This window comes from Pseudomonas sp. GW456-12-1-14-TSB6 (genome assembly GCF_059424205.1).
This window is the reverse complement of record NZ_JBWKZE010000019.1, coordinates 38,460-60,929: the sequence shown is the minus strand read 5'-3', so window position 1 is coordinate 60,929 and position 22,470 is coordinate 38,460. Positions and strand designations below refer to the sequence as shown.

21 protein-coding genes are annotated in these 22,470 nt (G+C 61.7%); 16 read left to right on the top strand and 5 right to left on the bottom strand.

The genetic code is table 11. The annotated features are described in order from the left end of the window. Window positions 1–51 precede the first annotated feature (51 nt). On the top strand, window positions 52–453 hold the full coding sequence (locus AC07Y2_RS18470; RefSeq protein ID WP_039766619.1) for a lectin OAA family protein: 402 nt from the start codon (window positions 52–54) through the stop codon (window positions 451–453). 60 nt (window positions 454–513) lie between these two features. On the opposite strand, the gene asd is transcribed toward AC07Y2_RS18470, so the two are convergent. The 3 genes from asd to AC07Y2_RS18455 are packed head-to-tail and all read right to left on the bottom strand — an operon-like array spanning window position 514 to window position 3,786. Further along, window positions 514–1,374: an archaetidylserine decarboxylase gene (gene asd, locus AC07Y2_RS18465; RefSeq protein ID WP_007952166.1), complete on the bottom strand. Its 861-nt coding sequence runs from the start codon at window positions 1,372–1,374 to the stop codon at window positions 514–516. A gap of 18 nt (window positions 1,375–1,392) precedes the next feature. Then, entirely contained in the window at window positions 1,393–2,208 is an 816-nt protein-coding gene (locus AC07Y2_RS18460) for a rhodanese-like domain-containing protein (RefSeq protein ID WP_039766622.1), read from the bottom strand. 39 nt (window positions 2,209–2,247) lie between these two features. Further along, the gene (locus tag AC07Y2_RS18455) at window positions 2,248–3,786 is read right to left on the bottom strand and encodes an HDOD domain-containing protein (protein ID WP_103386587.1); all 1,539 of its coding nucleotides are present in this window, start codon (window positions 3,784–3,786) and stop codon (window positions 2,248–2,250) included. 167 nt (window positions 3,787–3,953) lie between these two features. Here AC07Y2_RS18455 and motA point away from each other — a divergent pair, with 167 nt between their 5' ends. Together motA and motB are read left to right on the top strand one after the other, a co-directional pair. Then, window positions 3,954–4,805, top strand: coding sequence for a flagellar motor stator protein MotA (gene motA / locus AC07Y2_RS18450; protein ID WP_007952169.1), 852 nt, complete (start codon window positions 3,954–3,956; stop codon window positions 4,803–4,805). Between the two features lie 3 nt (window positions 4,806–4,808). Next, entirely contained in the window at window positions 4,809–5,873 is a 1,065-nt protein-coding gene (gene motB, locus AC07Y2_RS18445) for a flagellar motor protein MotB (RefSeq protein WP_103386588.1), read from the top strand. 56 nt (window positions 5,874–5,929) lie between these two features. Here the strand turns inward: motB and rsgA are convergent, their stop codons facing one another. Then, window positions 5,930–6,961: a small ribosomal subunit biogenesis GTPase RsgA gene (gene rsgA, locus AC07Y2_RS18440; RefSeq protein ID WP_039766628.1), complete on the bottom strand. Its 1,032-nt coding sequence runs from the start codon at window positions 6,959–6,961 to the stop codon at window positions 5,930–5,932. Window positions 6,962–7,068: 107 nt separating this feature from the next. Here rsgA and orn point away from each other — a divergent pair, with 107 nt between their 5' ends. Both orn and AC07Y2_RS18430 read left to right on the top strand, forming a co-directional pair. Next, on the top strand, window positions 7,069–7,611 hold the full coding sequence (gene orn, locus AC07Y2_RS18435) for an oligoribonuclease (RefSeq protein ID WP_065258764.1): 543 nt from the start codon (window positions 7,069–7,071) through the stop codon (window positions 7,609–7,611). Between the two features lie 83 nt (window positions 7,612–7,694). Continuing rightward, window positions 7,695–8,306 (top strand): trimeric intracellular cation channel family protein, encoded by a 612-nt coding sequence (locus AC07Y2_RS18430; RefSeq protein ID WP_039766632.1) that lies wholly within the window; start codon window positions 7,695–7,697, stop codon window positions 8,304–8,306. On the opposite strand, the gene queG is transcribed toward AC07Y2_RS18430, so the two are convergent. Then, the gene (gene queG / locus AC07Y2_RS18425) at window positions 8,288–9,367 is read right to left on the bottom strand and encodes a tRNA epoxyqueuosine(34) reductase QueG (protein WP_074689629.1); all 1,080 of its coding nucleotides are present in this window, start codon (window positions 9,365–9,367) and stop codon (window positions 8,288–8,290) included. The genes AC07Y2_RS18430 and queG overlap by 19 nt on opposite strands. Before the next feature lie 63 nt (window positions 9,368–9,430). Here queG and AC07Y2_RS18420 point away from each other — a divergent pair, with 63 nt between their 5' ends. The 11 genes from AC07Y2_RS18420 (at window position 9,431) to AC07Y2_RS18370 (ending at window position 22,342) form a co-directional block, all read left to right on the top strand. Beyond that, window positions 9,431–10,930, top strand: a complete 1,500-nt coding sequence (locus AC07Y2_RS18420) for an NAD(P)H-hydrate dehydratase (RefSeq protein ID WP_103386589.1) — start codon at window positions 9,431–9,433, stop codon at window positions 10,928–10,930. Next, window positions 10,918–11,388: a tRNA (adenosine(37)-N6)-threonylcarbamoyltransferase complex ATPase subunit type 1 TsaE gene (tsaE, locus tag AC07Y2_RS18415; RefSeq protein WP_103386590.1), complete on the top strand. Its 471-nt coding sequence runs from the start codon at window positions 10,918–10,920 to the stop codon at window positions 11,386–11,388. Before AC07Y2_RS18420 ends, tsaE begins: the two co-directional genes overlap by 13 nt. A 51-nt stretch (window positions 11,389–11,439) precedes the next feature. After that, the gene (locus tag AC07Y2_RS18410) at window positions 11,440–12,819 is read left to right on the top strand and encodes an N-acetylmuramoyl-L-alanine amidase (protein ID WP_371916417.1); all 1,380 of its coding nucleotides are present in this window, start codon (window positions 11,440–11,442) and stop codon (window positions 12,817–12,819) included. Then, window positions 12,816–14,723: a DNA mismatch repair endonuclease MutL gene (mutL, locus tag AC07Y2_RS18405; RefSeq protein WP_039766643.1), complete on the top strand. Its 1,908-nt coding sequence runs from the start codon at window positions 12,816–12,818 to the stop codon at window positions 14,721–14,723. The genes AC07Y2_RS18410 and mutL overlap by 4 nt, the downstream gene beginning before the upstream one ends. Further along, window positions 14,723–15,694, top strand: coding sequence for a tRNA (adenosine(37)-N6)-dimethylallyltransferase MiaA (miaA, locus tag AC07Y2_RS18400; protein ID WP_085667724.1), 972 nt, complete (start codon window positions 14,723–14,725; stop codon window positions 15,692–15,694). Before mutL ends, miaA begins: the two co-directional genes overlap by 1 nt. A 93-nt stretch (window positions 15,695–15,787) precedes the next feature. Next, on the top strand, window positions 15,788–16,048 hold the full coding sequence (gene hfq / locus AC07Y2_RS18395; protein WP_007902656.1) for an RNA chaperone Hfq: 261 nt from the start codon (window positions 15,788–15,790) through the stop codon (window positions 16,046–16,048). Between the two features lie 12 nt (window positions 16,049–16,060). Then, window positions 16,061–17,362, top strand: coding sequence for a ribosome rescue GTPase HflX (gene hflX, locus AC07Y2_RS18390; protein WP_074689634.1), 1,302 nt, complete (start codon window positions 16,061–16,063; stop codon window positions 17,360–17,362). A 96-nt stretch (window positions 17,363–17,458) separates the two neighbouring features. Then, window positions 17,459–18,628, top strand: coding sequence for an FtsH protease activity modulator HflK (hflK, locus tag AC07Y2_RS18385; protein ID WP_039766653.1), 1,170 nt, complete (start codon window positions 17,459–17,461; stop codon window positions 18,626–18,628). Next, window positions 18,628–19,497: a protease modulator HflC gene (gene hflC / locus AC07Y2_RS18380; protein WP_007950723.1), complete on the top strand. Its 870-nt coding sequence runs from the start codon at window positions 18,628–18,630 to the stop codon at window positions 19,495–19,497. Before hflK ends, hflC begins: the two co-directional genes overlap by 1 nt. 313 nt (window positions 19,498–19,810) lie before the next feature. Next, window positions 19,811–20,998, top strand: coding sequence for an ATP phosphoribosyltransferase regulatory subunit (locus tag AC07Y2_RS18375; RefSeq protein WP_011332186.1), 1,188 nt, complete (start codon window positions 19,811–19,813; stop codon window positions 20,996–20,998). 54 nt (window positions 20,999–21,052) lie between these two features. After that, on the top strand, window positions 21,053–22,342 hold the full coding sequence (locus AC07Y2_RS18370) for an adenylosuccinate synthase (protein WP_039766659.1): 1,290 nt from the start codon (window positions 21,053–21,055) through the stop codon (window positions 22,340–22,342). The last annotated feature ends 128 nt before the right edge of the window (window positions 22,343–22,470 follow it).

Below are 22,470 nucleotides of genomic sequence, written 5' to 3'. Positions count from 1 at the left end.
CTGCCGTCAACGTCGGGGCAGGTCTCCCGAAACTTCAAGGAGATGAGGTTCATGTCTAAATACGCAGTGGCAAATCAATGGGGCGGTAGTTCGGCACCTTGGCATCCGGGTGGAACCTGGGTGCTGGGCGCGCGGGACAACCAGAACGTCGTCGCGATCGAGATCAAGTCCGGCGACGGTGGCAAAACCTTTACCGGCACCATGACCTACGCCGGTGAAGGCCCTATTGGCTTCAAGGCTCAGCGCACTGGCCAGAACCAGTACAACGTCGAGAATCAGTGGGGTGGCAACGATGCCCCCTGGCATCCAGGTGGCAAGTGGGTGATCGGCGGGCGGGATAACCAGAACGTTATCGCGTTGAGCGTCACGTCGAGTGACGGCGGGAAAAACCTCAGTGGCACCAATACCTACGCCAACGAAGGGCCGATCGGCTTCCGTGGGCAGATAGAGTAACGGCGCCACCCAGGTCGTGTCCGCCCCTTCGCAGACGTGCGAAAGGGCGGATCAACCGGTTCATGCGTTCGACAGTGCCAAGGCCTGGCCCATCTGTACCGGCGAGCCGGCCTTCAGTTCTTCAACCCACTTCACCTGATCCGGCCCGAACAGCACGATCGCGGTCGAACCCAGTTTGAAGCGCCCCAGTTCCGCACCTTTTTCCAGATGGATCGGCGCACGGGCGGCTTCGTCGTAACGGAAGGTTTTCAGTTCGCGCTTCGGCGGCGTGACCAGACCGGCCCACACGGTTTCGATCGATGCCACGATCATCGCGCCCACCAGCACCACGGCCATTGGCCCGCGCTCGGTGTCGAAGATGCACGCTACGCGCTCGTTACGGGCGAACAGTTCCGGAACGTTTTCCGCGGTGGTCTGGTTGACCGAGAAGATCCGGCCCGGAATGTAGACCATTTCGCGCAGGGTGCCGGCCAGCGGCATGTGCACGCGGTGGTAGTCCTTCGGCGACAGGTAAACAGTCGCGAATTCACCGCCCATGAACGGCGCCGCATTCGCCGCATCGCCGCCCAGCAGTTCCAGCACGCTGAAGCTGTGGCCCTTGGCCTGGAAGATGCGGCCGTGTTCGATCGGGCCGAGCTGGCTGATCGCACCGTCGGCCGGGCTGAGGATCGCGCCCGGAGTCTGGTCCAGTGGACGTGCGCCGTCTTTCAGCGCGCGGGTGAAGAAGGCGTTGAAATGCTCGTAAGCGGTCACGTCTTCAACCAGTGCCTGCGACATGTCCACTTGATAACGCTTGGCGAACCAGGTGGTGAAGGCATTCTTGAACCAGCGCACGCGGCACTCTGCGACGCAGCCGGCCAGGCGCGACAGCAGGTGATGAGGCAGCAGGTACTGGCTGATGATAAACAAACGCTCTTTCATGACTGTCCTTAAAAATCCTTAAAGCTCGACGGGGGTGTCGGGGTGGTTGCCCCATTCGCCCCAGGAACCGGCGTAGCCCTTGACCCGCGGATAACCGAGGGCCTTGGCCACCAGATAAGTGAAACCGGACCGGTGATGGGTCTGGCAGTGGGTAATGATTTCTTTGTCTTTGGTGATCCCGAGGCTTTCCAGGATCTGCGGCATGTCGGTGCGGATGCGCAACTGGCGCGCCTGATCCATGCCCGCCGTCCATTCGAAATTGACCGCGCCGGGGATGTGCCCGCCCTTGGCTGCCAGGACCTTCTCGCCGGAATACTCCAGCGGCCCGCGAGCGTCCCAGATTGCCAGGTCGGCGGCGCCGAGACGGCTTTGCAGGTATTCGCGGGTGGCGGTCGGTTCCTCGTGCAGGGTCAGGGCAACCGGGCCACCCGCCGCCGGAGGAATCTGGATCGACATCGGCGAACCTTCCGCCAGCCACGCCGGCAGTCCGCCGTCGAGGTAGTGATACTTGTCGTGGCCGATCACGTCGAGCAGCCAGATGAAGCGCCCGGCCCAGCCGCCGCCTTCGTCGTCATAGACCACGTAGACCGCATCTTTGCGATGACCCAGCTCACCGAACAGTTCTTCGAGTTTTTCTTTGCTCGGCAACAGGCCCGGAGCCGGCGCCTGACCCAGCTGGGTGCGTTTCGGATCAACAAAACGTGCGCCGGGAATGTGTCCCTCGGCGTAGCGGGCGGCACTGGTCAGATCCACCAGAATCAGATCGCGGGATTCGAGGCGCGGCAGCAGGTCGCTCGGCTCGATCACCAGGGCCAGGCCAGAGAAATCAGACATGTGAGGTCTCCAGAGCACAAAGGGGAAGGATTGTAGCTGTCATTGGCCGCGCTGGCTAAAACTGTGCAGGGCTTTCTCGATGCACTGCGCGGTTTTGCCGAAAGCCTGCACAGTGATGTCGGCGAACGGCCCGCCACCCTGGTCGGCGACCACGATCATGATCACCCGGCCGTTGTTCACCAGCGAGCGCAGGAACAGGTGTTCGCCACGAAACAGCGCGCGCAGCGAGGGCGGCAGCAGGGCGGAAAACTGGGCGTTGTTGTCCGGGGTGATCCGCACTTGCGCCTGCTGCGTGAGCAAGCGTTGCAGCACCGAACTCTGGCTGACGACGAAATTCAGCGCAGCGGCTTCCTTCGGCAACCCCGAGGTTTGATGGACGCGCAGATTGGCGTGGCTGCGGTCGGCCATCAGGATCATCACCCGGCGCATGCCACTGGCGACCAGCGCATCGCGGGCGGCGACGGTCAGGCTCATGGCGTTGGTGAAGCGGCTTGGCACGGCCAGCAGCTCGGCGCATTGCCGGCGCCACTGGCTCAGGTCGTCAGCGGACGGCGCCGCAGCCGGCAGCATTCCGGCGGGCAGGCGACGGGTGCCCCACGGCCACAGCAGCGAAACCGCCGGGTGCCAGAGGTCGGGCATGAAATGATGACGAGCGCTGACGGCGGCCTGCTGGTGCAACTGTTGTTGTACCTCGTCCATCGAGATTTGCAGGTAGAGGCTGGTCAGGTACTGCCAGCGCTCACTGTGCGGACTGTCCCAGGCCTGTTGCGCCGAGAGTGCCAGACCGTTGGCCAGCAGTACGGTATTGGCCGGTTGATTGAGCCAGCGACGCAGGGTCGGGTCGTCGTCGAGGCGATTTTGCTGGCGCAGCGGATGATCGACGTCGCGGGCAATGCGCAGGACTTTGACCAGTTCGCGCTGCTCGGTCAGCAGCAGCCGATAACCTTGCTGCACCCAGACCGGCAGACGCCAAGCTTCGACCAGCGCTTCGCCGATTTTCAGCAGGCGCACACCGAACAGCTGCTTTTCCACGACTCGCGCTGATTCGCCCTTGTGGATAACCCGTACTTCCCACTCTTCAAGCAGTTTGGGAAAGGTCAGCGCCAACGGCCACAGCGGCGACAGAAACAACAGGCTGCCCCAATGAATGTCCTGCCAAAGTCGCGCCAGGCGACTGGCGAAAAAACCGTTGGCCTGTTGCGTGGCGTGCTGGCTGATCATCTGCAACTGGCGCAGGGGCTGGGGGATCTGCGCGGCAGGTTCGGCGGGCAGGCGAGCCAGCAGTTCTTCGGTACGGCCAAGGCCGAGGCGATTGATCGCCACTTCGAGGTTTTCCGCCGGCGCGCTCATGTTGCCTTGGGTGTGGCGGTTGGCTTCGCGGATGATGCTCAGGGCCAGCGCCGGGCTGTCCTGCATCAGGTCGGCAATGTCGCGCAGCGAGCTGCGGTCATCGCGAATCGCCCGGCAGACCCGGTCATGGGCATCTTGCGGCACCGGCAGGCGAACGCTGTCGAGCAGCTTCACCCAGCCATCGAGTGTGGTCGGTTTCACGTGTGGGACGTTCGTTTCATTAGCCATGTCTGGACGAGATCTTCACTGACTGTAGACGCGCCCGGCATGGGCTAAATTGGCTTTTCGCCTGAACTGGCTATAGTCTGGCGCAGTTTTGCCGATAAGTAGAAGAAGAGATTTTTTAACTTCCGAATATGACCTTGAACCCGACTTAAACAAGTACCTTTCTACCTATGGCTAAAATTATCGGCATCATCGTCGTATTCGCGAGCGTGCTCGGCGGATACGTGCTCTCCCACGGCAAGATTGCCGCCCTGATCCAGCCCTTCGAGGTGATGATCATCGGCGGTGCGGCACTCGGAGCATTCCTCCAGGCCAACCCCGGCTACATGACGATGCACGTGCTCAAGAAATCCCTGAGCATGTTCAGTTCGCGTTTCAGCCACACGTTCTATCTGGAAGTGCTGGGCCTGATCTACGAGATCCTCAACAAGAGCCGCCGCGAAGGCATGATGGCCATCGAGGGCGACATCGAAGATGCCGCCGCGAGCCCGATCTTCGCCAAGTACCCGGCGGTACTGAAAGACGAGCGCATGACCGCGTTCATCTGCGACTACCTGCGCATCATGTCGTCCGGCAACATGGCTCCCCACGAGCTGGAAGGCCTGTTCGACATGGAACTGTACAGCCTGAAGGAAGACCTCGAGCATCCGTCCCACGCGGTGAACGGCATTGCCGACGCCATGCCGGGTTTCGGTATCGTTGCGGCGGTACTGGGTATCGTGGTGACCATGGCCTCCCTGGGTGAAGGCGATCAGAAATCCATCGGTCTGCACGTAGGTGCGGCACTCGTGGGTACCTTCTTCGGTATTCTCGCGGCGTACGGTTTCTTCGGCCCGCTGGCGCACTCCCTGGCCCACGATGCCAAGGAAGAGCTGAACGTTTACGAAGCCATCAAGGCCTCGCTGGTGGCTTCGGCTTCCGGCATGCCGCCATCGCTGGCTGTCGAGTTCGGTCGCAAGGTTCTGTACCCGGCTCACCGTCCAAGCTTTGCCGAGCTGGAACAAGCCGTTCGCGGTCGCTAAGTCATGGAAAATAACCAGCCGATAATCATCAAGCGCGTCAAGCGCATCGCCGGCGGGCATCACGGCGGGGCGTGGAAGATCGCCTTCGCCGACTTCGCGACGGCGATGATGGCGTTCTTCCTGGTGTTGTGGCTGCTGTCCACCGCGACCCCGGAACAGAAGATCGCCATCGCCGGTTACTTCAAGGACCCGGTCGGTTTCTCCGAGAGCGGCACGCCGTACATCATCGACCTGGGCGGTACGCCGACCCTGGCGCCGGAAAACACCCTCAACCCTGAAGTGAAGTCGCAACCGCAACCGGACAAGGTCACGGTCGACACCGAACAGGTTGAAGGCATGGCCGAACAGGTCGAGAAGGAACGCCTGGAACTGCTGCTGCAAGAACTGCAGAACAAGGTCGACGAGAACCCGCAACTGCAGAAGTTCAAGGACCAGATCCTCTTCGAGATCACGCCGAACGGCTTGCGCATCCAGATCATGGACGCCGAGAACCGGCCGATGTTCGACTCGGGTTCCGCACGGCTGAAGCCGTACTTCGAAGACATCCTGCTGGCCATGGCCGACACGATCAAAGCGGTGCCGAACAAGATCAGTATCAGCGGCCACACCGATGCCAAGCCTTATGTAGGCAATGGCGACTTCGGCAACTGGGAGCTTTCGGCCAACCGTGCCAACGCCGCCCGGCGTGCGCTGGTGGCGGGCAGTTATCCGGACTCGCAAGTGGCGCGTGTGGTGGGCTACGCCTCGTCGGCGCTGTTCGACAAGGAGAACCCGTTCAACCCGGTCAACCGCCGCATCGACATCGTGGTGCTGACCAAGAAGGCCCAGGCGGCCATCGAAGGTGCGCAAGGCGCCGACCCGTCGAAACCGGCAGATCAAGGCCAGAACGGCGCCGCGCCGGCTACCCCGGTCGACCCGAACGCCTTGCCGGCGGATCAGCAACCGGTACCGGCCCACGAGTTGCGCGAACGGCTGAACCTGTTCGACGACCCGCTGCCGAAACCGACCGAACCGGGCAGCGCGGCGCCAGCCCCGGCGCCTGCACCGGCCCCCGCGCCGAAACAGTGACCCACAAAAAAGCCGCGAGATGATCGCGGCTTTTTTGTGTCTGGGTACTTGAAAGTCTAGTAACCGTTTTCCGGCAGGCTGGCGATGATCGAGCGGTAGCTGTTCATTCGCTGCTGCTGCACGCGGCCGTCTTCCAAGGCCTTGAGGAGTGCACAACCGGGTTCGCGATCGTGCTTGCAGTCGCGGAAGCGGCAGGTGCCGAGCAGATCGTTGAACTCGATGAAGCCGGCTTCGACGTCGGCGCGGCTGACGTGGCCGAGGCCGAATTCACGGATGCCCGGGGAGTCGATCAGTTCACCGCCGCCGGGGAAGTGGAACAGGCGTGCGGTGGTCGTGGTGTGGGTGCCCTGACCCGACAGCTCGGACAGCGGGCCGACGCGGGTTTCGACTTCCGGCAGCAGACTGTTGACCAAGGATGACTTGCCGACACCGGATTGACCGACGAACACGCTGATGCGCCCGTCGAGCTGCTTCTGCAATTGCTCCATACCGTTGCCGTGGTGCGCCGAGACTTCCAGCACCGGATAACCCAGTGTGCGGTAGACCGCCAGCAGCGCATTCAGCGCCGGGGCGTTCTGCTCGTCGATCAGGTCGAATTTGTTCAGCAGCAGCAACGGGCGGATGCCGGCGTGTTCGGCGGCGACCAGATAACGGTCGATCAGGTTGGCATGAGGTTCGGGCAGCGGGGCGAAGACGATGACGATCATGTCGACGTTGGCGGCCACCGGCTTGAGCTGGCCACGGCTGTCCGGACGGCACAGCTCGGTGGTGCGCGGCAGTTGCGCGACGATCACGCCGATGCCCTGGTTGCCGGCGCGCCATACTACCCGGTCGCCGGTGACCAGCGCCGGCAGGTTGGCCCGCAGATGGCAGCGGAAGACCTGGCCGGCCAGCTCACCGTCAACGGCCTCGACCTCGACCTGCACACCGAAGTGGGCGATCACCAGGCCGTGCTGTTCCGGGCCGAGGTCGCCGCCTTCGAGCGCCTCGACAGCCGAGGACTCGCGTTTGGCGGCGCGGGCGGCGCGCTCGCCCTGAATCTTTTCGATGCGCCAGTTTTGACGACGATTGAGTTGGCGTTTGGCCATGGGTGTTCCGTCTGAAGAATGCAGCGATTAGGTAAAACGGCCGCGAGTTTAGCACGCCCGGCAGGCTGCCTAGGCTAAACTGCGCAGCATTGCTCAGGAGCCGAAAAATGCAAAACCCGCAGAATCTGATCTGGATCGACCTGGAAATGACCGGTCTCGATCCGGAAAACGACGTCATCATCGAAATGGCCACCATCGTCACCGACAGTGACCTGAACACCCTGGCCGAAGGCCCGGTGATCGCCATCCACCACAGCGACGAAGTCCTCGCCCGCATGGACGAGTGGAACACCCGCACCCACGGCAACTCCGGCCTGACCCAGCGCGTACGTGAAAGCCGCGTGAGCATGGCCGAGGCCGAGGCCGAGACCATTGCCTTCCTGGAAAAGTGGGTGCCGAAGGGCAAGTCGCCGATCTGTGGCAACAGCATCTGCCAGGATCGGCGCTTCCTTTATACCCACATGAAGTCGCTGGAAAGCTACTTCCACTACCGCAACCTCGACGTCTCCACGCTCAAGGAACTGGCCGCGCGCTGGGCGCCGGACGTGCGTGACAGTTTCAAGAAGGGCAGCACTCACCTGGCGCTGGACGACATCCGCGAATCCATTGCCGAGCTGCAGCATTACCGTAAGCATTTCATCAAGTTCTGAGATCGGCACCTACGCCGGGGTGCCCTCTTTTGGTGCCTCGGTGAAGTGAGTAGACTGCGCGCCTTCCTGCCAGGATCGCCACCATGTTGCTGATGCTCTACCTCGTCGCCATTACTGCCGAAGCCATGACCGGCGCCCTGTCTGCGGGCCGTCGCGGCATGGACTGGTTCGGCGTGGTGCTGATCGCCTGCGTCACCGCATTGGGCGGCGGTTCGGTGCGCGACGTGCTGCTCGGGCATTACCCGCTGACCTGGGTCAAACATCCGGAATATCTGGTACTGACGACGATTGCGGCGATGATCACCGTGTTTACCGCACGCTGGATGCGTCACCTGCGCTCGCTGTTTCTCGTGCTCGACGCGGTCGGTCTGGTGGCATTCACCCTGATCGGCTGCATGACCGCCCTGGAAATGGGCCACGGCATGCTGGTGGCTTCGGTCAGCGGCGTGATCACGGGTGTGTTCGGCGGCATCCTGCGCGATATCTTCTGCAACGACATCCCGCTGATCTTCCGCCGCGAACTCTACGCCAGTGTCTCGTTCGCTGCGGCGTGGTGCTACATGCTCTGTCTGTTCCTCAATGTGCCGAGCGAGCAGGCGATTCTGATCACGTTGTTCGGTGGCTTTCTATTGCGGCTGTTGGCGATTCGCTTCCATTGGGAAATGCCGAAGTTCGTCTATAACGACGCGCCTTGACGGTCGGCGTGCTGTTTCAAAGCCCATTCCACATGTTCTCGCACCAGCTCTGACGGGTATTCGCGCCGCGCCTTGAGTGCTTCCAGCACTGGAATGCTTGACGGTGCATTTCCCAGTCCCACCGCCAGATTTCGCAGCCAGCGCTCGTAACCGGCCCGACGTAGCGGCGAACCCTCGGTGCTGCTGAGGAATTTGTCTTCATCCCACATAAACAGTTCGGCCAGTTCTGCGTTGTCCAGATTGTGCCGTGGCTTGAAATCGCTTTCGCCGGACGGGCGGGCGAAGCGGTTCCACGGGCAGCAGATCTGGCAATCGTCGCAGCCGAACACACGGTTACCGATCAGCGGTCGCAGATCTTCGGGGATGGCGTTCTTCAGTTCGATGGTCAGGTAGGAAATGCAGCGTCGCGCGTCCAGCACGTACGGGCCTACGAAAGCGTTGGTCGGGCAGATGTCGAGGCATGCGGTGCATCGGCCGCAATGTTCGGTGCTATGCGGTTCATCCACCGGCAACGGCAGATCGACGAACAGTTCAGCGAGAAAGAAATAACTGCCGGCCTTGCGATTGAGCACCAGAGTGTTTTTGCCGATCCAGCCCAGCCCGGCCTGCTCGGCGATGGCTTTTTCCAGCACCGGGGCGCTGTCGACGAAGGCTCGGAAACCGAACGGGCCGATTTCGGACTGAATCCTGTCCGCCAGTTGTTGAACGCGTTTACGGATCAACTTGTGATAATCGCGGCCCAAGGCGTAACGCGAGATGTAGGCTTTTTCCGGTTTGCCCAGCAATTGCGCCATTTGTGTGTCGCCCGGCAGGTAGTCCATGCGCAGCGACACCACACGCAGGGTGCCCGGCACCAGTTCTTCAGGGTGCGAGCGTTTGCTGCCGTGGGCGCCCATGTACTCCATTTCGCCGTGGTAGCCGGCCTCGAGCCAGCGTTGCAGGTGCTGCTCATGCTCGGCCAGGTCCAGACCGCTGATGCCGACTTGCTGGAAGCCCAACTCGCGGCCCCAGTCCTTGATGGATTGGGCGAGGGCGGGAAGATCGGTGGTGATGGCGGACATGAGGCGAGAGAAACCGGAGCTGAGGTGCGTATAATTCTGCCAGACATCGGAGCCCGAAGACGCATGCCGCACACTAAAGATCAATTACCCGACGTGCTGTACCGTGCCGCGCAAGTGCGCGAACTCGATGCACGGCTGATCGCCGCCGGCACGCCGGGCTTCGAATTGATGCAGCGTGCCGCCCATGCCACGTGGCGCGCGCTGGTGCGCCAATGGCCGGCCGCGAATGAAATGACGGTGCTGGCCGGACACGGCAACAACGCCGGCGATGGTTATCTGGTGGCGGCGCTGGCCCATCGGGCGGGTTGGCAGGTTCAGGTGCTGGCTGTCGGTGAGCCGCAGCGTTTGAAGGGCGATGCCGCTGTGGCGCACGCCGAAGCCGTGGCCGAGGGTGTATCGATTGCCCCATGGGATCTGTCCTGTGAGTTGCGCGGCATCGTCGTTGACGCGTTGCTCGGCACCGGCCTGAGCGGCGAGGTGCGTGAGCCTTATGCCGCTGCGATTGCGTCGATCAATGCCAGCGGGCTGCCAGTGGTGGCGGTCGATATCCCTTCCGGATTATGCGCCGACACCGGCCATGCGCTGGGTGAAGCGGTGCACGCCGACCTCACCGTGACTTTTATCGGGCTGAAACTCGGGCTGTTCACGGGCGAGGCGGTGGATCATGTCGGCGAACTGCTGTTTAACGACCTGCAGGCCACGGCCGAAAATTTCAGTGACATTTCTGCCATCGCTCAACGGCTCAACGCGATTAACCTGCCGCGTCCGGCTGCCCGTGCGCCGGCTGCCCACAAGGGGCGTTTCGGCCATGTGCTGCTGATCGGCGGCGATCACGGCTTTGGCGGGGCGATCCTGCTGAGCACCGAAAGCGCGTTGCGCAGTGGTGCCGGGATGGTCTCGGTCGCGACTCGCCCGGAACATGTGCCGGCGGCGCTGAGCCGGGTACCGGAAGCCATGGCGCTGGGCACTTCTTCGGCCAATCAACTGATGGGGCTGCTGGACAAGGTGTCCGTGCTGGTGGTCGGGCCGGGGCTTGGGCAGGCCAGTTGGGGGCGAGCGCTGTTGTCGGCCGCTGCCAATGCAGCGCTGCCTCAAGTATGGGACGCGGATGCGCTGAACCTGCTGGCCTCGGGTTTTGTCAGTTTGCCCAGGGATTGCGTGATCACGCCGCATCCGGGGGAAGCGGCGCGTTTATTGGGGATCAGTACCGCCGAAGTGCAGGCTGATCGTCCGGCGGCCACGCTGGCGTTGAGCAAAAAATATACAGCGGTGGTGGTGCTCAAAGGCGCAGGCAGTCTGATCGCTCATCCCGATGGTCGTCTGGCGCTGTGTCATCAAGGCCATCCGGCGATGGCCACTGCCGGGCTCGGCGATGTGCTGGCGGGCCTGATCGGCGCACTGCTGGCCCAGGGCATGGACGGTTTTGACGCCGCGAGTCTGGCAGTCTGGCTGCACGCCAACGCCGGTCTGCAACAAGGTAAATTCGGCCGTGGGCTGGCGGCCAGTGATCTGATTCCAGCCATTCGTCAGTTGTTGGAGGAGCATGCACCGTGTCTGAAGTAACCCTGTACCTGGCCGATGAACAGGCCATGAGCGACTTTGGCGCACGCATCGCCCGTATCACCCAGGGCCATGGCCTGATCTTTCTCCAAGGCAACCTCGGGATGGGCAAAACCACGCTGTCGCGGGGCATCATTCGCGGTCTGGGGCATGTGGGAGCGGTGAAAAGTCCGACCTTCACGCTGGTCGAGCCCTACGAGATCGGTGACGTTCGCGCGTTTCACTTCGACCTGTATCGTCTGGTCGATCCCGAGGAACTGGAGTTTCTCGGCATCCGCGACTATTTCGAAGACGACGCCCTGTGCCTGATCGAATGGCCCGATAAAGGTGCAGGCTTTTTGCCAAAGCCTGACCTGACCATTACCATTAGCCCGCAAGACAGCGGACGTTCGCTGACCATTTTATCCCAGGGCTCGCGCGGCGAGGCCTGGTGTGCCGCTTTGGCATTGGAAACCAATTGAATGATGGGGTTAGGTATGCGCTTTCGCGCGTTGGTGGCTGCCGTTGGACTGATGTTGATGGCAGTAACCGTCAACGCTGTGGCCGAGACGAAGGTCAACAGCGTGCGCCTGTGGCGGGCGCCGGACAACACGCGACTGGTGTTCGACCTGACAGGCCCGGTGCAGCACAGCGTCTTCACGCTGACCGCGCCGGATCGTCTGGTGATCGACATCAACGGCGCCACCCTCGGCGCGCCGCTGAATGTGCAGACCGCCAACACGCCGATCACTGCGATGCGTTCGGCCCAGCGCACGCCGACCGACCTGCGGGTGGTCATCGACCTGAAAAAAGCGGTCACTCCGAAAAGCTTCTCGCTGGCGCCGAACGCCCAGTATGGCAACCGTCTGGTGGTCGACCTGTTCGACAACCCGGCTGACGCCGCACCGCCGCCTGCACCTGCGCCGTCGGTCGCGACCGTTCCTGCAGTGCCTGTCACGCCGGCGGAACCTGCGATCAAGCTGCCACCGGCCCCGGCCGGCAAGCGCGACATCATTGTGGTGATCGATGCCGGTCACGGTGGCGAAGACCCTGGAGCGTCGGGTTCGCGCGGCCAGCGTGAAAAGGACGTGGTGTTGCAGATCGCCCGTGAGCTGCAGCGTCAGGTCAACGGCATGAAAGGCTTCCGCGCCGAACTCACCCGTACCGGTGACTACTTCATCCCGTTGCGCGGTCGTACCGAGATTGCCCGCAAGAAGGGCGCCGACCTGTTCGTCTCGATCCACGCCGACGCTGCGCCGTCTGCGGCGGCGTTCGGTGCGTCGGTGTTTGCCCTGTCTGATCGTGGAGCCACCTCGGAAACCGCCCGTTGGCTGGCCGACAGCGAAAACCGTTCCGACCTGATCGGTGGTGCCGGCAACGTCAGCCTCGACGACAAGGACCGGATGCTGGCCGGCGTTCTGCTCGACCTGTCGATGACCGCCTCGCTGACCTCCAGCCTCAACGTCGGCCAGAAGGTCCTGACCAACATTGGCCGGGTCACCCCGCTGCACAAGCAGCGCGTGGAACAGGCCGGATTCATGGTGCTGAAATCGCCGGACATCCCGTCGATCCTGGTGGAAACCGGCTTCATCTCCAACGCCAACGAAGCGAGCAAACTCTCGGCAGCGAGCCACCAGCAGGCGCTGGCGCGCTCGATCAGCAGCGGCGTGCGCCAGTTCTTCCAGCAGAATCCGCCACCGGGCACTTACATCGCCTGGCTGCGTGATTCGGGCAAGATCGCTCAGGGACCGCGTGATCACCGGGTAGGTCCGGGTGAGACCGTGGCGATGATTGCCGTGCGTTATCAGATTTCGCCGGCCACACTGCGTAGTGCCAACAATCTGAAAAGCGATGATCTGAAAGTCGGTCAGCACCTGACCATTCCCGGCACCGAACTGGCGTCCAAAGAATGAACCAGGTCCTGAACGCTGCCCGCATTGAACTGCTCAGCCCGCGGCTGGCGAACCAGATCGCCGCCGGTGAGGTAGTCGAACGCCCGGCCTCGGTGATCAAGGAGCTGCTGGAAAACAGCCTCGACTCCGGCGCCAAGCGTATCGACGTCGATGTCGAGCAGGGCGGCGTCAAACTGCTGCGAGTGCGTGACGACGGCAGCGGCATTTCCGCTGATGACCTGCCGCTGGCCCTGGCCCGTCACGCCACCAGCAAGATCCGTAACCTGGAAGACCTCGAACAGGTGATGAGCCTGGGTTTCCGGGGCGAGGCTTTGGCTTCGATCAGCTCCGTGGCGCGTCTGACCCTGACCTCGCGTACCCGCGACGCCGATCAGGCCTGGCAGGTCGAGACTGAAGGCCGCGACATGGCGCCTCGCGTGCAGCCAGCGGCGCACCCGGTCGGCACTTCGGTGGAAGTCCGTGACCTGTTCTTCAACACTCCGGCACGCCGCAAATTCCTCAAGACTGAAAAAACCGAATTCGATCACCTGCAGGAAGTGATCAAGCGTCTGGCGCTGGCGCGTTTCGACGTGGCCTTCCACCTGCGCCACAACGGCAAGACCATCCTCAGCCTGCACGAAGCCCACGATGATGCGGCCCGCGCCCGGCGTGTGGCGGCGATCTGCGGTTCGGGCTTCCTCGAGCAGGCGCTGCCGATCGAGATCGAACGCAATGGCCTGCATTTGTGGGGCTGGGTCGGTCTGCCGACCTTCAACCGCAGTCAGGCGGACTTGCAGTATTTCTTCGTCAACGGCCGTGCGGTGCGCGACAAACTGGTGGCCCACGCGGTGCGTCAGGCTTATCGCGATGTGCTGTTCAATGGCCGGCATCCGACGTTCGCACTGTTTTTCGAGGTCGATCCGGCAGCGGTCGACGTCAACGTGCACCCGACCAAGCACGAGGTGCGCTTCCGTGACGGGCGCATGGTGCATGACTTCCTGTATGGCACCTTGCACCGGGCCCTCGGTGATGTGCGCCCGGAAGATCAGCTTGCTGGTTCGGTGACCACCGCGATCGTCCGGCCAACTGGCCTCGAAGCCGGTGAATTCGGACCGCAGGGCGAAATGCGTCTGGCGGCCAATGCGTTGCTGGAGCAGCCGCAAGCGCAGCCGGCGTTCAATACCTCGTCGGGCGCCAGTGCGGGCGGCGCTTATCAGTATCAATACACGCCGCGTCCGCAATCGACCGTGCCGGTTGCCGAGGCCCAGGCCGCGTACCGCGAGTTTTTTGCGCCGCTGCCTGAAGCGAATGCCAACGCGCTGCCGGCCGGTCAGGAAGACATCCCGCCGCTGGGTTATGCGCTGGCGCAGCTCAAGGGCATCTATATTCTTTCCGAGAACGCCCAGGGCCTGGTTTTGGTGGACATGCACGCCGCTCACGAGCGGATCATGTACGAGCGTCTGAAGATCGCCATGGCCAGCGAAGGCCTGAGCGGCCAGCCGCTGCTGGTGCCGGAATCGCTGGCGGTCAGTCAGCGCGAGGCCGATTGCGCCGAAGAACATGCGGCATGGTTCCAGCGCCTCGGTTTTGAATTGCAGCGCCTTGGCCCGGAAACCCTGGCCATCCGGCAGATCCCGGCCCTGCTCAAACAGGCCGAAGCCAACCGACTGGTGGGCGATGTGCTGTCGGACTTGATGGAATACGGCACCAGCGACCGGATTCAGGCGCATCTGAATGAACTGCTCGGCACCATGGCCTGCCACGGCGCGATCCGCGCCAACCGCCGCCTGGCCTTGCCGGAAATGAACGGCCTGCTGCGCGACATGGAAAATACCGAGCGCAGCGGTCAGTGCAACCATGGCCGACCGACCTGGACCCAGTTGGGCCTGGACGATCTGGACAAACTGTTCCTGCGCGGTCGTTGATGAGCCAGCTTCCTCCAGCGATTTTCCTGATGGGCCCGACCGCTGCGGGCAAGACCGACCTGGCCATCGAGCTGACCAAGGTGCTGCCGTGCGAGCTGATCAGCGTCGATTCGGCGCTGGTCTATCGCGGCATGGACATCGGCACCGCCAAGCCTTCCAAAGAACTGCTGGCCGAATTCCCTCATCGACTGATCGACATTCTCGATCCGGCCGAAGCCTATTCGGCAGCGGATTTCCGTCGTGATGCGCTGGAGGCCATGGCCGAGATCACCGCACGTGGAAAAATTCCGCTGCTGGTGGGCGGCACGATGCTCTATTACAAGGCTTTGATCGAAGGTCTGGCGGACATGCCGGCGGCCGATCCCGAGGTTCGCGCGCAGATTGAAGAAGAGGCTGCACGCCTTGGCTGGCAAGCCCTGCACGAGCAACTGGCGGTCATCGATCCCGAGTCGGCGGCACGCATCCATCCGAACGATCCACAACGACTGAGTCGTGCGCTGGAAGTTTACCGGGTCAGCGGTCAGAGCATGACTTCGCTGCGCCTGCAACAATCTGCGCAAAGTGCTGAAGCGGCCGCATCGGGACTGCAACAATTGCCCTATACTGTCGCGAACCTGGCGATTGCACCAACTAATCGCCAGGTACTGCACGAGCGCATTAAACAAAGATTCACAAGTATGCTGGAACAGGGATTCATCGACGAGGTCGTAGCCCTGCGTAATAGAAGTGACCTGCATGCCGGGTTGCCGTCTATACGTGCGGTAGGCTACCGCCAGGTCTGGGACTTCCTGGATGGCAAGCTGACGTCGGCCGAGATGCAGGAGCGGGGCATCATCGCCACGCGCCAATTGGCCAAACGCCAGTTCACCTGGCTGCGCAGCTGGAAAGATTTACACTGGCTCGACAGTCTGGATTGCGACAATCTGCCACGCGCCTTGAAATACCTTGGGACGATCTCCATATTGAGCTGAGTCCTTGCAATTGCCGTCTATCCTTGGGGGTGTGGCGGCAAAAGCCATCTGTTTACCTATTTTTTATATTGAATCCTTAAAGGAGTGCGGCACATGTCAAAAGGGCATTCGCTACAAGACCCTTACTTGAATACTTTACGTAAAGAGAAAGTGGGGGTTTCCATCTACCTGGTGAACGGGATCAAACTGCAAGGCACGATCGAGTCGTTCGACCAGTTCGTTATCCTGCTGAAGAACACCGTCAGCCAGATGGTTTACAAACACGCTATCTCTACAGTCGTGCCGGTTCGTCCAATTCGTCTGCCAAGCGCAACCGAATCCGAAGCAGGTGACGCTGAGCCAGGTAACGCCTGATAGGAGTCTCCTTTGTTCTTTGAGCGCCACGGTGGTGGTGAACGAGTCATCCTCGTTCACTTGGATGGACAGGACCCTGAGGCGCGCGAAGATCCGCAGGAGTTTCAGGAACTGGCAAATTCGGCTGGCGCCGAGACCGTTGCGTTTTTTAACGTGCCGCGTCATCGGCCAACCGCCAAATACCTGATTGGCAGCGGCAAGGTCGAGGAACTGCGCGACCTGGTTCACGCCGAAGAAGCCGATCTGGTGATCTTCAATCACGTCCTCACGCCCAGTCAGGAACGTAACCTCGAACGTGTTTTCGAGTGTCGCGTGATCGACCGTACCGGTCTGATTCTCGATATTTTCGCCCAACGCGCCCGTACCCATGAGGGCAAGCTCCAGGTAGAGCTGGCCCAGCTTGACCACATGAGCACCCGGCTGGTCCGCGGTTGGACTCACCTTGAGCGTCAGGGTGGCGGTATCGGCATGCGCGGCCCGGGTGAAACCCAGCTCGAAACCGACCGGCGACTGCTGCGGGTACGCCTGCGCCAGATCAAGGGCCGACTGGAAAAAGTGCGCAGCCAGCGCGAACAGTCGCGTCGCGGCCGCTCGCGTGCGGATATCCCTACCGTGTCTCTGGTGGGATATACCAACGCCGGTAAATCCACGCTGTTCAATAACGTGACCAAGTCCGACGTGTACGCTGCTGACCAGCTGTTCGCCACGCTCGACCCGACCCTGCGCCGTCTGGATCTGGACGACCTGGGGCCGATTGTCCTGGCCGACACCGTGGGTTTCATTCGCCACTTGCCGCACAAACTGGTCGAGGCATTTCGGTCTACGCTCGAAGAGTCGAGCAACTCCGACCTGCTGTTGCACGTGATCGATGCGGCCGAACCGGATCGCATGTTGCAGATCGAGCAGGTGATGGTGGTACTGGGCGAGATCGGTGCCCAGGACTTGCCGATCCTCGAGGTCTATAACAAACTCGATTTGCTTGAAGGCGTTGAGCCACAAATCCAGCGCGATGAAAACGGCAAGCCCCAGCGGGTCTGGTTGTCAGCCCGTGATGGCACCGGTCTGGAATTGCTTGAGCAAGCCATTGCCGAATTGCTCGGCAGCGATTTGTTCGTGGGTACCTTGCGTTTGCCTCAGCGGTTTGCGCGTCTGCGTGCACAGTTTTTCGAGTTGGGCGCGGTACAGAAAGAAGAATACGACGAAGAAGGTGTCAGCTTGCTGGCCGTTCGATTGCCACGCTCGGAGCTCAATCGACTGGTCAGTCGTGAAGGCGTTGTGCCGACGGAGTTCATCGAGCAACACACTTTGCAATAAAAGCCTGACAAAGCGGTTGTGCCGCAACGGCAGGCATTCTGTAGCATTGGTCGGCGCGCCGTGGGTGCGTCTTTGCTTTATCAGATGGAGAGCGCTATGGCTTGGAATGAGCCGGGTGGCAACTCGAACAATCAGGATCCTTGGGGTGGCAAGCGTCGCAACAACGGCGACCGCAAGGGACCGCCGGATCTCGACGAGGCCTTCCGAAAGCTGCAGGAAAGCCTGAACGGGTTGTTCGGTGGTGGAAAAAAACGCGGTGATGACGGTGGTGGCTCGGGCAAGAGCGGTGGCTTCGGCGGCCTGCTCGGCATCGGCCTGGTCGTGCTGGCGGCCGTCTGGCTGTACAGCGCGGTGTACGTCGTGGACGAGCAGGAGCAGGCCGTGGTGCTGCGCTTCGGCAAGTACTACGAGACTGTCGGTCCCGGCCTGAACATCTACTTCCCGCCGATCGACAAGAAGTACATGGAGAACGTCACGCGTGAGCGTGCCTACACCAAGCAGGGCCAGATGCTGACCGAAGACGAGAACATCGTCGAAGTGCCGCTGACCGTGCAGTACAAGATCAGCAACCTGCAGGACTTCGTGCTGAACGTCGACCAGCCGGAAATCAGCCTGCAACATGCGACCGACAGTGCGCTGCGCCATGTGGTGGGTTCCACCGCGATGGACCAGGTGCTGACCGAAGGTCGTGAGCTGATGGCCAGCGAGATCAAGGAGCGTCTGCAACGTTTCCTCGATACCTATCGCACCGGTATCACCGTCACCCAGGTCAACGTACAGAGCGCAGCGGCACCGCGTGAAGTGCAGGAAGCCTTCGATGACGTGATCCGCGCCCGTGAAGACGAGCAGCGTTCGCGCAACCAGGCTGAAACCTACGCCAACGGCGTGGTGCCGGAAGCCCGTGGCCAGGCCCAGCGTATCCTTGAAGATGCCAACGGTTACCGTGACGAAACGGTCTCGCGCGCCAAGGGTGAGGCAGATCGTTTCACCAAACTGGTTGCCGAGTATCGCAAGGCGCCCGAGGTCACTCGCCAGCGTCTGTACCTGGACACCATGCAGGAAGTCTTCAGCAGCACCAGCAAGGTGCTCGTGACCGGCAACAAGAACGGCCAGAGCAACCTGCTTTACCTGCCGCTGGACAAGATGATTCAGAACAGCTCGGGCAGCAATGCACCGGTCACCGGTTCGGCTGCCGCCAGTAACAACACGGACGTCACGCCGCATGTCACTGACGTGCCGCAGTCGCGTACAAGGGAGACCCGCTGATGAGCAATAAATCGCTGATCGCCCTGATCGTTGGCGTTGTTGTGGTATTGGTTGGCTGGAACTGCTTCTACATCGTCGCTCAGACCGAGCGCGCGGTGTTGCTGCAATTCGGTCGCGTGGTTCAGGCTGATGTTCAGCCAGGTCTGCATGTGAAGGTTCCTTACGTTAACCAGGTGCGTAAATTCGACGCACGTCTGATGACGCTGGATGCACCGACACAGCGTTTTCTGACGCTGGAAAAGAAAGCCGTGATGGTCGATGCCTACGCCAAGTGGCGCGTGAAAGATGCCGAGCGCTTCTACACCGCAACCTCCGGCCTCAAGCAGATCGCCGACGAGCGTCTGTCCCGTCGTCTGGAATCGGGTCTGCGTGACCAGTTCGGCAAGCGCACCCTGCACGAAGTGGTCTCGGGTGAGCGCGATGCACTCATGGCTGACATCACCGCATCGCTGAACAAGATGGCGGAAAAGGAGCTGGGTATCGAAGTGGTTGATGTCCGGGTCAAGGCCATCGATCTGCCGAAAGAAGTGAACCGCAGCGTGTTCGAACGTATGAGCACCGAGCGTGAGCGTGAAGCTCGCGAGCACCGCGCCAAGGGTAACGAGCTGGCCGAAGGCATCCGTGCCGACGCCGATCGTCAACGCCGTGTGTTGCTGGCTGAAGCCTATCGTGAATCCGAAGAGATTCGCGGTGACGGTGATGCCCAGGCCGCTGCGATCTACTCCAAGGCCTACGGCCAGGATCAGGAATTCTACGGTTTCTACCGTAGCCTGCGTGCCTACCGTGAAAGCTTCGCGAACAAATCCGACGTCCTGGTCCTCGACCCAAGCAGCGACTTCTTCCGTTACCTGGAAAAGTCCAAGCCTTGATACGACGTTGACCTGAATCATTCCGCCCGGCGGCTAAAACCTCGGGCGGGGTGATCCTTTGGGAAAACGTGTGTATGATGCGGCAGCCGGGAAATTCCCGGCTTTTTTGCGTCTGCACGTTTGATTGCTGTTTTTGTTGCAGAGGATCGGGTTGAATGGCCCGACAGTTTTTCGAGGAAAGTGATGGGCGAAGCCGGTAACAGGCCTTTCGCCGCGTCGTCCATGCGCGTGCGTTTTGAACGTACCGGTCATTTTCTGCTTCACTCAAGGCTCGCCCTCGGGCTGGCCGCCCGGATCTAAGGGGAATGGCGTAATGGCAACGGTAGACCGCTGGCTGCTGCCAGATGGCATCGAAGAAGTACTGCCACCGGAAGCGGCGCGCATTGAAGTCGCGCGTCGTCAGGTGTTGGATCTGTTCCAGAGCTGGGGTTACGAGTTTGTCGTGACTCCCCATATCGAGTACCTGGAATCCCTGCTGACCGGCGCGGGCCAGGACCTGGATCTGCGTACCTTCAAGGTCATCGACCCGCAATCGGGCCGGCAGATGGGGTTCCGTGCCGACATCACGCCGCAAGTGGCGCGCATCGATGCGCACACCCTGCGTCGCGAAGGCCCGAGCCGTCTGTGCTACGCCGGCAGCGTGCTGCATGCCCAGCCGCGTGCCTTGTCGTCCTCGCGCAGCCCGATCCAGTTGGGCGCCGAGTTGTACGGCGATGCCAGCCCGAGCAGCGACGTCGAAGTCATCAGCCTGATGCTGGCCATGCTGCAACTGGCCGATGTGCCGGACGTGCACATGGACCTCGGGCATGTCGGCATCTACCGAGGTCTGGCCCAGGCGGCCGGTCTGTCGGGTGAAGTCGAGCAGCAGTTGTTCGATGCGTTGCAACGCAAGGCCATCGACGAGGTCATTACCCTGACCGAAGGCCTGCCGGCCGATCTGTCCGGCATGCTGCGTGCGCTGGTCGACCTGTGCGGCGGCCGTGAGGTGCTGAGCGCTGCCCGCGAGCGTCTGGCCAATGCGCCGGCACCGGTACTGGCGGCGCTGGAAGATTTGCTGGCGATCGCCGAGCGTCTGTCGGTGCGCTTCCCGGAGCTGCCGCTGTACTTCGACCTCGGCGAGCTTCGCGGTTATCACTACCACACCGGTGTGGTGTTCGCGGTGTTCGTGCCAGGTGTTGGCCAGTCCATCGCCCAGGGCGGTCGCTACGACGACATCGGCGCCGACTTCGGTCGCGCCCGTCCGGCTACGGGCTTCTCCACCGATTTGAAAACCCTGGTGACCCTGGGGCGTGCTGAGATCGAGCTACCGTCTGGCGGTATCTGGATGCCTGACAGTACGGATGCGGCACTCTGGCAGCAGGTTTGCCAGTTGCGCAGTGAGGGTCAGCGTGTCGTTCAGGCGTTGCCTGGACAACCTTTGGCCGCCGCCCGTGATGCGGACTGCGACCGGCAATTGATCCAGCAGAACGGGCTTTGGCAAGTATCGCCACTGGCTTCTTGAGTTTTCCTGCCGGCTGACGCCGGCACCAAGTTTGCGCGAATGAGGACAAGTGTTATGGGTAAGAATGTCGTAGTCCTGGGCACCCAATGGGGTGATGAGGGCAAAGGCAAGATCGTTGATCTGCTGACCGAACATGCTGCCGCCGTAGTGCGCTACCAGGGTGGCCACAACGCCGGTCACACTCTGGTGATCGACGGTGAAAAAACCGTCTTGCACCTGATCCCGTCGGGCGTGCTGCGCGAAGGCGTGCAGTGCCTGATCGGCAACGGCGTGGTGGTTGCACCTGACGCCCTGCTGCGCGAGATCACCAAGCTGGAAGAGAAAGGCGTACCGGTGCGCGAGCGCCTGCGCATCAGCCCTTCCTGCCCGCTGATCCTGTCCTTCCACGTGGCGCTGGACCAGGCCCGTGAAAAGGCCCGCGGCGAGCTGAAGATCGGTACGACCGGTCGCGGCATCGGCCCGGCTTACGAAGACAAGGTTGCACGTCGCGGTCTGCGTGTCGGCGACCTGCTCAACATGCCGCGCTTTGAAGACAAGCTGCGTGAGCTGGTGGACTACCACAACTTCATGCTGGTCGGTTACTACAAAGAGGCTGCCATCGAGTACGAAAAGACTCTGGCCGAGTGCAAGGAATACGCCGAGCTGCTCAAGCCGCTGATGCTGGACGTGACTGCCGAGCTGCACGACCTGCGTCGCGCCGGCAAAGACATCATGTTCGAAGGCGCCCAGGGTTCGTTGCTCGACATCGACCACGGCACCTACCCGTACGTGACCAGCTCCAACACCACCGCGGGTGGCGTGGCGACCGGTTCGGGCGTTGGTCCGATGTTCCTGGACTACATCCTGGGCATCACCAAGGCTTACACCACTCGCGTAGGTTCGGGCCCATTCCCGACTGAGCTGTTCGACGAAGTCGGTGCGCACCTGGCCAAACAAGGTCACGAGTTCGGCGCTACCACCGGCCGTGCCCGTCGTTGCGGCTGGTTCGACGCCGTTATCCTGCGTCGCGCTATCGATGTGAACAGCATCTCGGGCATCTGCCTGACCAAGCTGGACGTACTCGACGGTCTGGAAACCATCAACATCTGCACCGGCTACAAGGATGCACAAGGCAACGCCGTTGCTCCGACTGACGCTGACAGCTACGTGGGCCTGCAGCCTGTGTACGAAGAAGTGCCAGGCTGGAGCGAGTCGACCGTGGGTGCCAAGACCCTGGAAGAGCTGCCGGCTAACGCTCGTGCCTACATCAAACGCGTTGAAGAGTTGATCGGCGCGCCGATCGACATTATTTCGACGGGGCCGGACCGCAACGAAACCATCGTTCTGCGTCATCCGTTCGCTTGATAAGTCGTTGATGTAAAAAACAAAGGCCCCTTCATCGGGGCCTTTGTCGTTTATGCCTGTTGGACGGCATGACCTTTGCTGTGATTCTGTCTACAAGAGTGCCATCAAATTAATGGCGTCAGACGTAG

Coding starts and splice junctions, on each gene's coding strand:
- AC07Y2_RS18470 (WP_039766619.1), top strand. CDS start 52: ATGTCTAAATACGCAGTGGCAAATCAATGGGGCGGTAGTTCGGCACCT.
- asd (WP_007952166.1), bottom strand. CDS start 1,374: ATGAAAGAGCGTTTGTTTATCATCAGCCAGTACCTGCTGCCTCATCAC.
- AC07Y2_RS18460 (WP_039766622.1), bottom strand. CDS start 2,208: ATGTCTGATTTCTCTGGCCTGGCCCTGGTGATCGAGCCGAGCGACCTG.
- AC07Y2_RS18455 (WP_103386587.1), bottom strand. CDS start 3,786: ATGGCTAATGAAACGAACGTCCCACACGTGAAACCGACCACACTCGAT.
- motA (WP_007952169.1), top strand. CDS start 3,954: ATGGCTAAAATTATCGGCATCATCGTCGTATTCGCGAGCGTGCTCGGC.
- motB (WP_103386588.1), top strand. CDS start 4,809: ATGGAAAATAACCAGCCGATAATCATCAAGCGCGTCAAGCGCATCGCC.
- rsgA (WP_039766628.1), bottom strand. CDS start 6,961: ATGGCCAAACGCCAACTCAATCGTCGTCAAAACTGGCGCATCGAAAAG.
- orn (WP_065258764.1), top strand. CDS start 7,069: ATGCAAAACCCGCAGAATCTGATCTGGATCGACCTGGAAATGACCGGT.
- AC07Y2_RS18430 (WP_039766632.1), top strand. CDS start 7,695: ATGTTGCTGATGCTCTACCTCGTCGCCATTACTGCCGAAGCCATGACC.
- queG (WP_074689629.1), bottom strand. CDS start 9,367: ATGTCCGCCATCACCACCGATCTTCCCGCCCTCGCCCAATCCATCAAG.
- AC07Y2_RS18420 (WP_103386589.1), top strand. CDS start 9,431: ATGCCGCACACTAAAGATCAATTACCCGACGTGCTGTACCGTGCCGCG.
- AC07Y2_RS18410 (WP_371916417.1), top strand. CDS start 11,440: ATGTTGATGGCAGTAACCGTCAACGCTGTGGCCGAGACGAAGGTCAAC.
- mutL (WP_039766643.1), top strand. CDS start 12,816: ATGAACCAGGTCCTGAACGCTGCCCGCATTGAACTGCTCAGCCCGCGG.
- miaA (WP_085667724.1), top strand. CDS start 14,723: ATGAGCCAGCTTCCTCCAGCGATTTTCCTGATGGGCCCGACCGCTGCG.
- hfq (WP_007902656.1), top strand. CDS start 15,788: ATGTCAAAAGGGCATTCGCTACAAGACCCTTACTTGAATACTTTACGT.
- hflK (WP_039766653.1), top strand. CDS start 17,459: ATGGCTTGGAATGAGCCGGGTGGCAACTCGAACAATCAGGATCCTTGG.
- hflC (WP_007950723.1), top strand. CDS start 18,628: ATGAGCAATAAATCGCTGATCGCCCTGATCGTTGGCGTTGTTGTGGTA.
- AC07Y2_RS18375 (WP_011332186.1), top strand. CDS start 19,811: ATGGCAACGGTAGACCGCTGGCTGCTGCCAGATGGCATCGAAGAAGTA.
- AC07Y2_RS18370 (WP_039766659.1), top strand. CDS start 21,053: ATGGGTAAGAATGTCGTAGTCCTGGGCACCCAATGGGGTGATGAGGGC.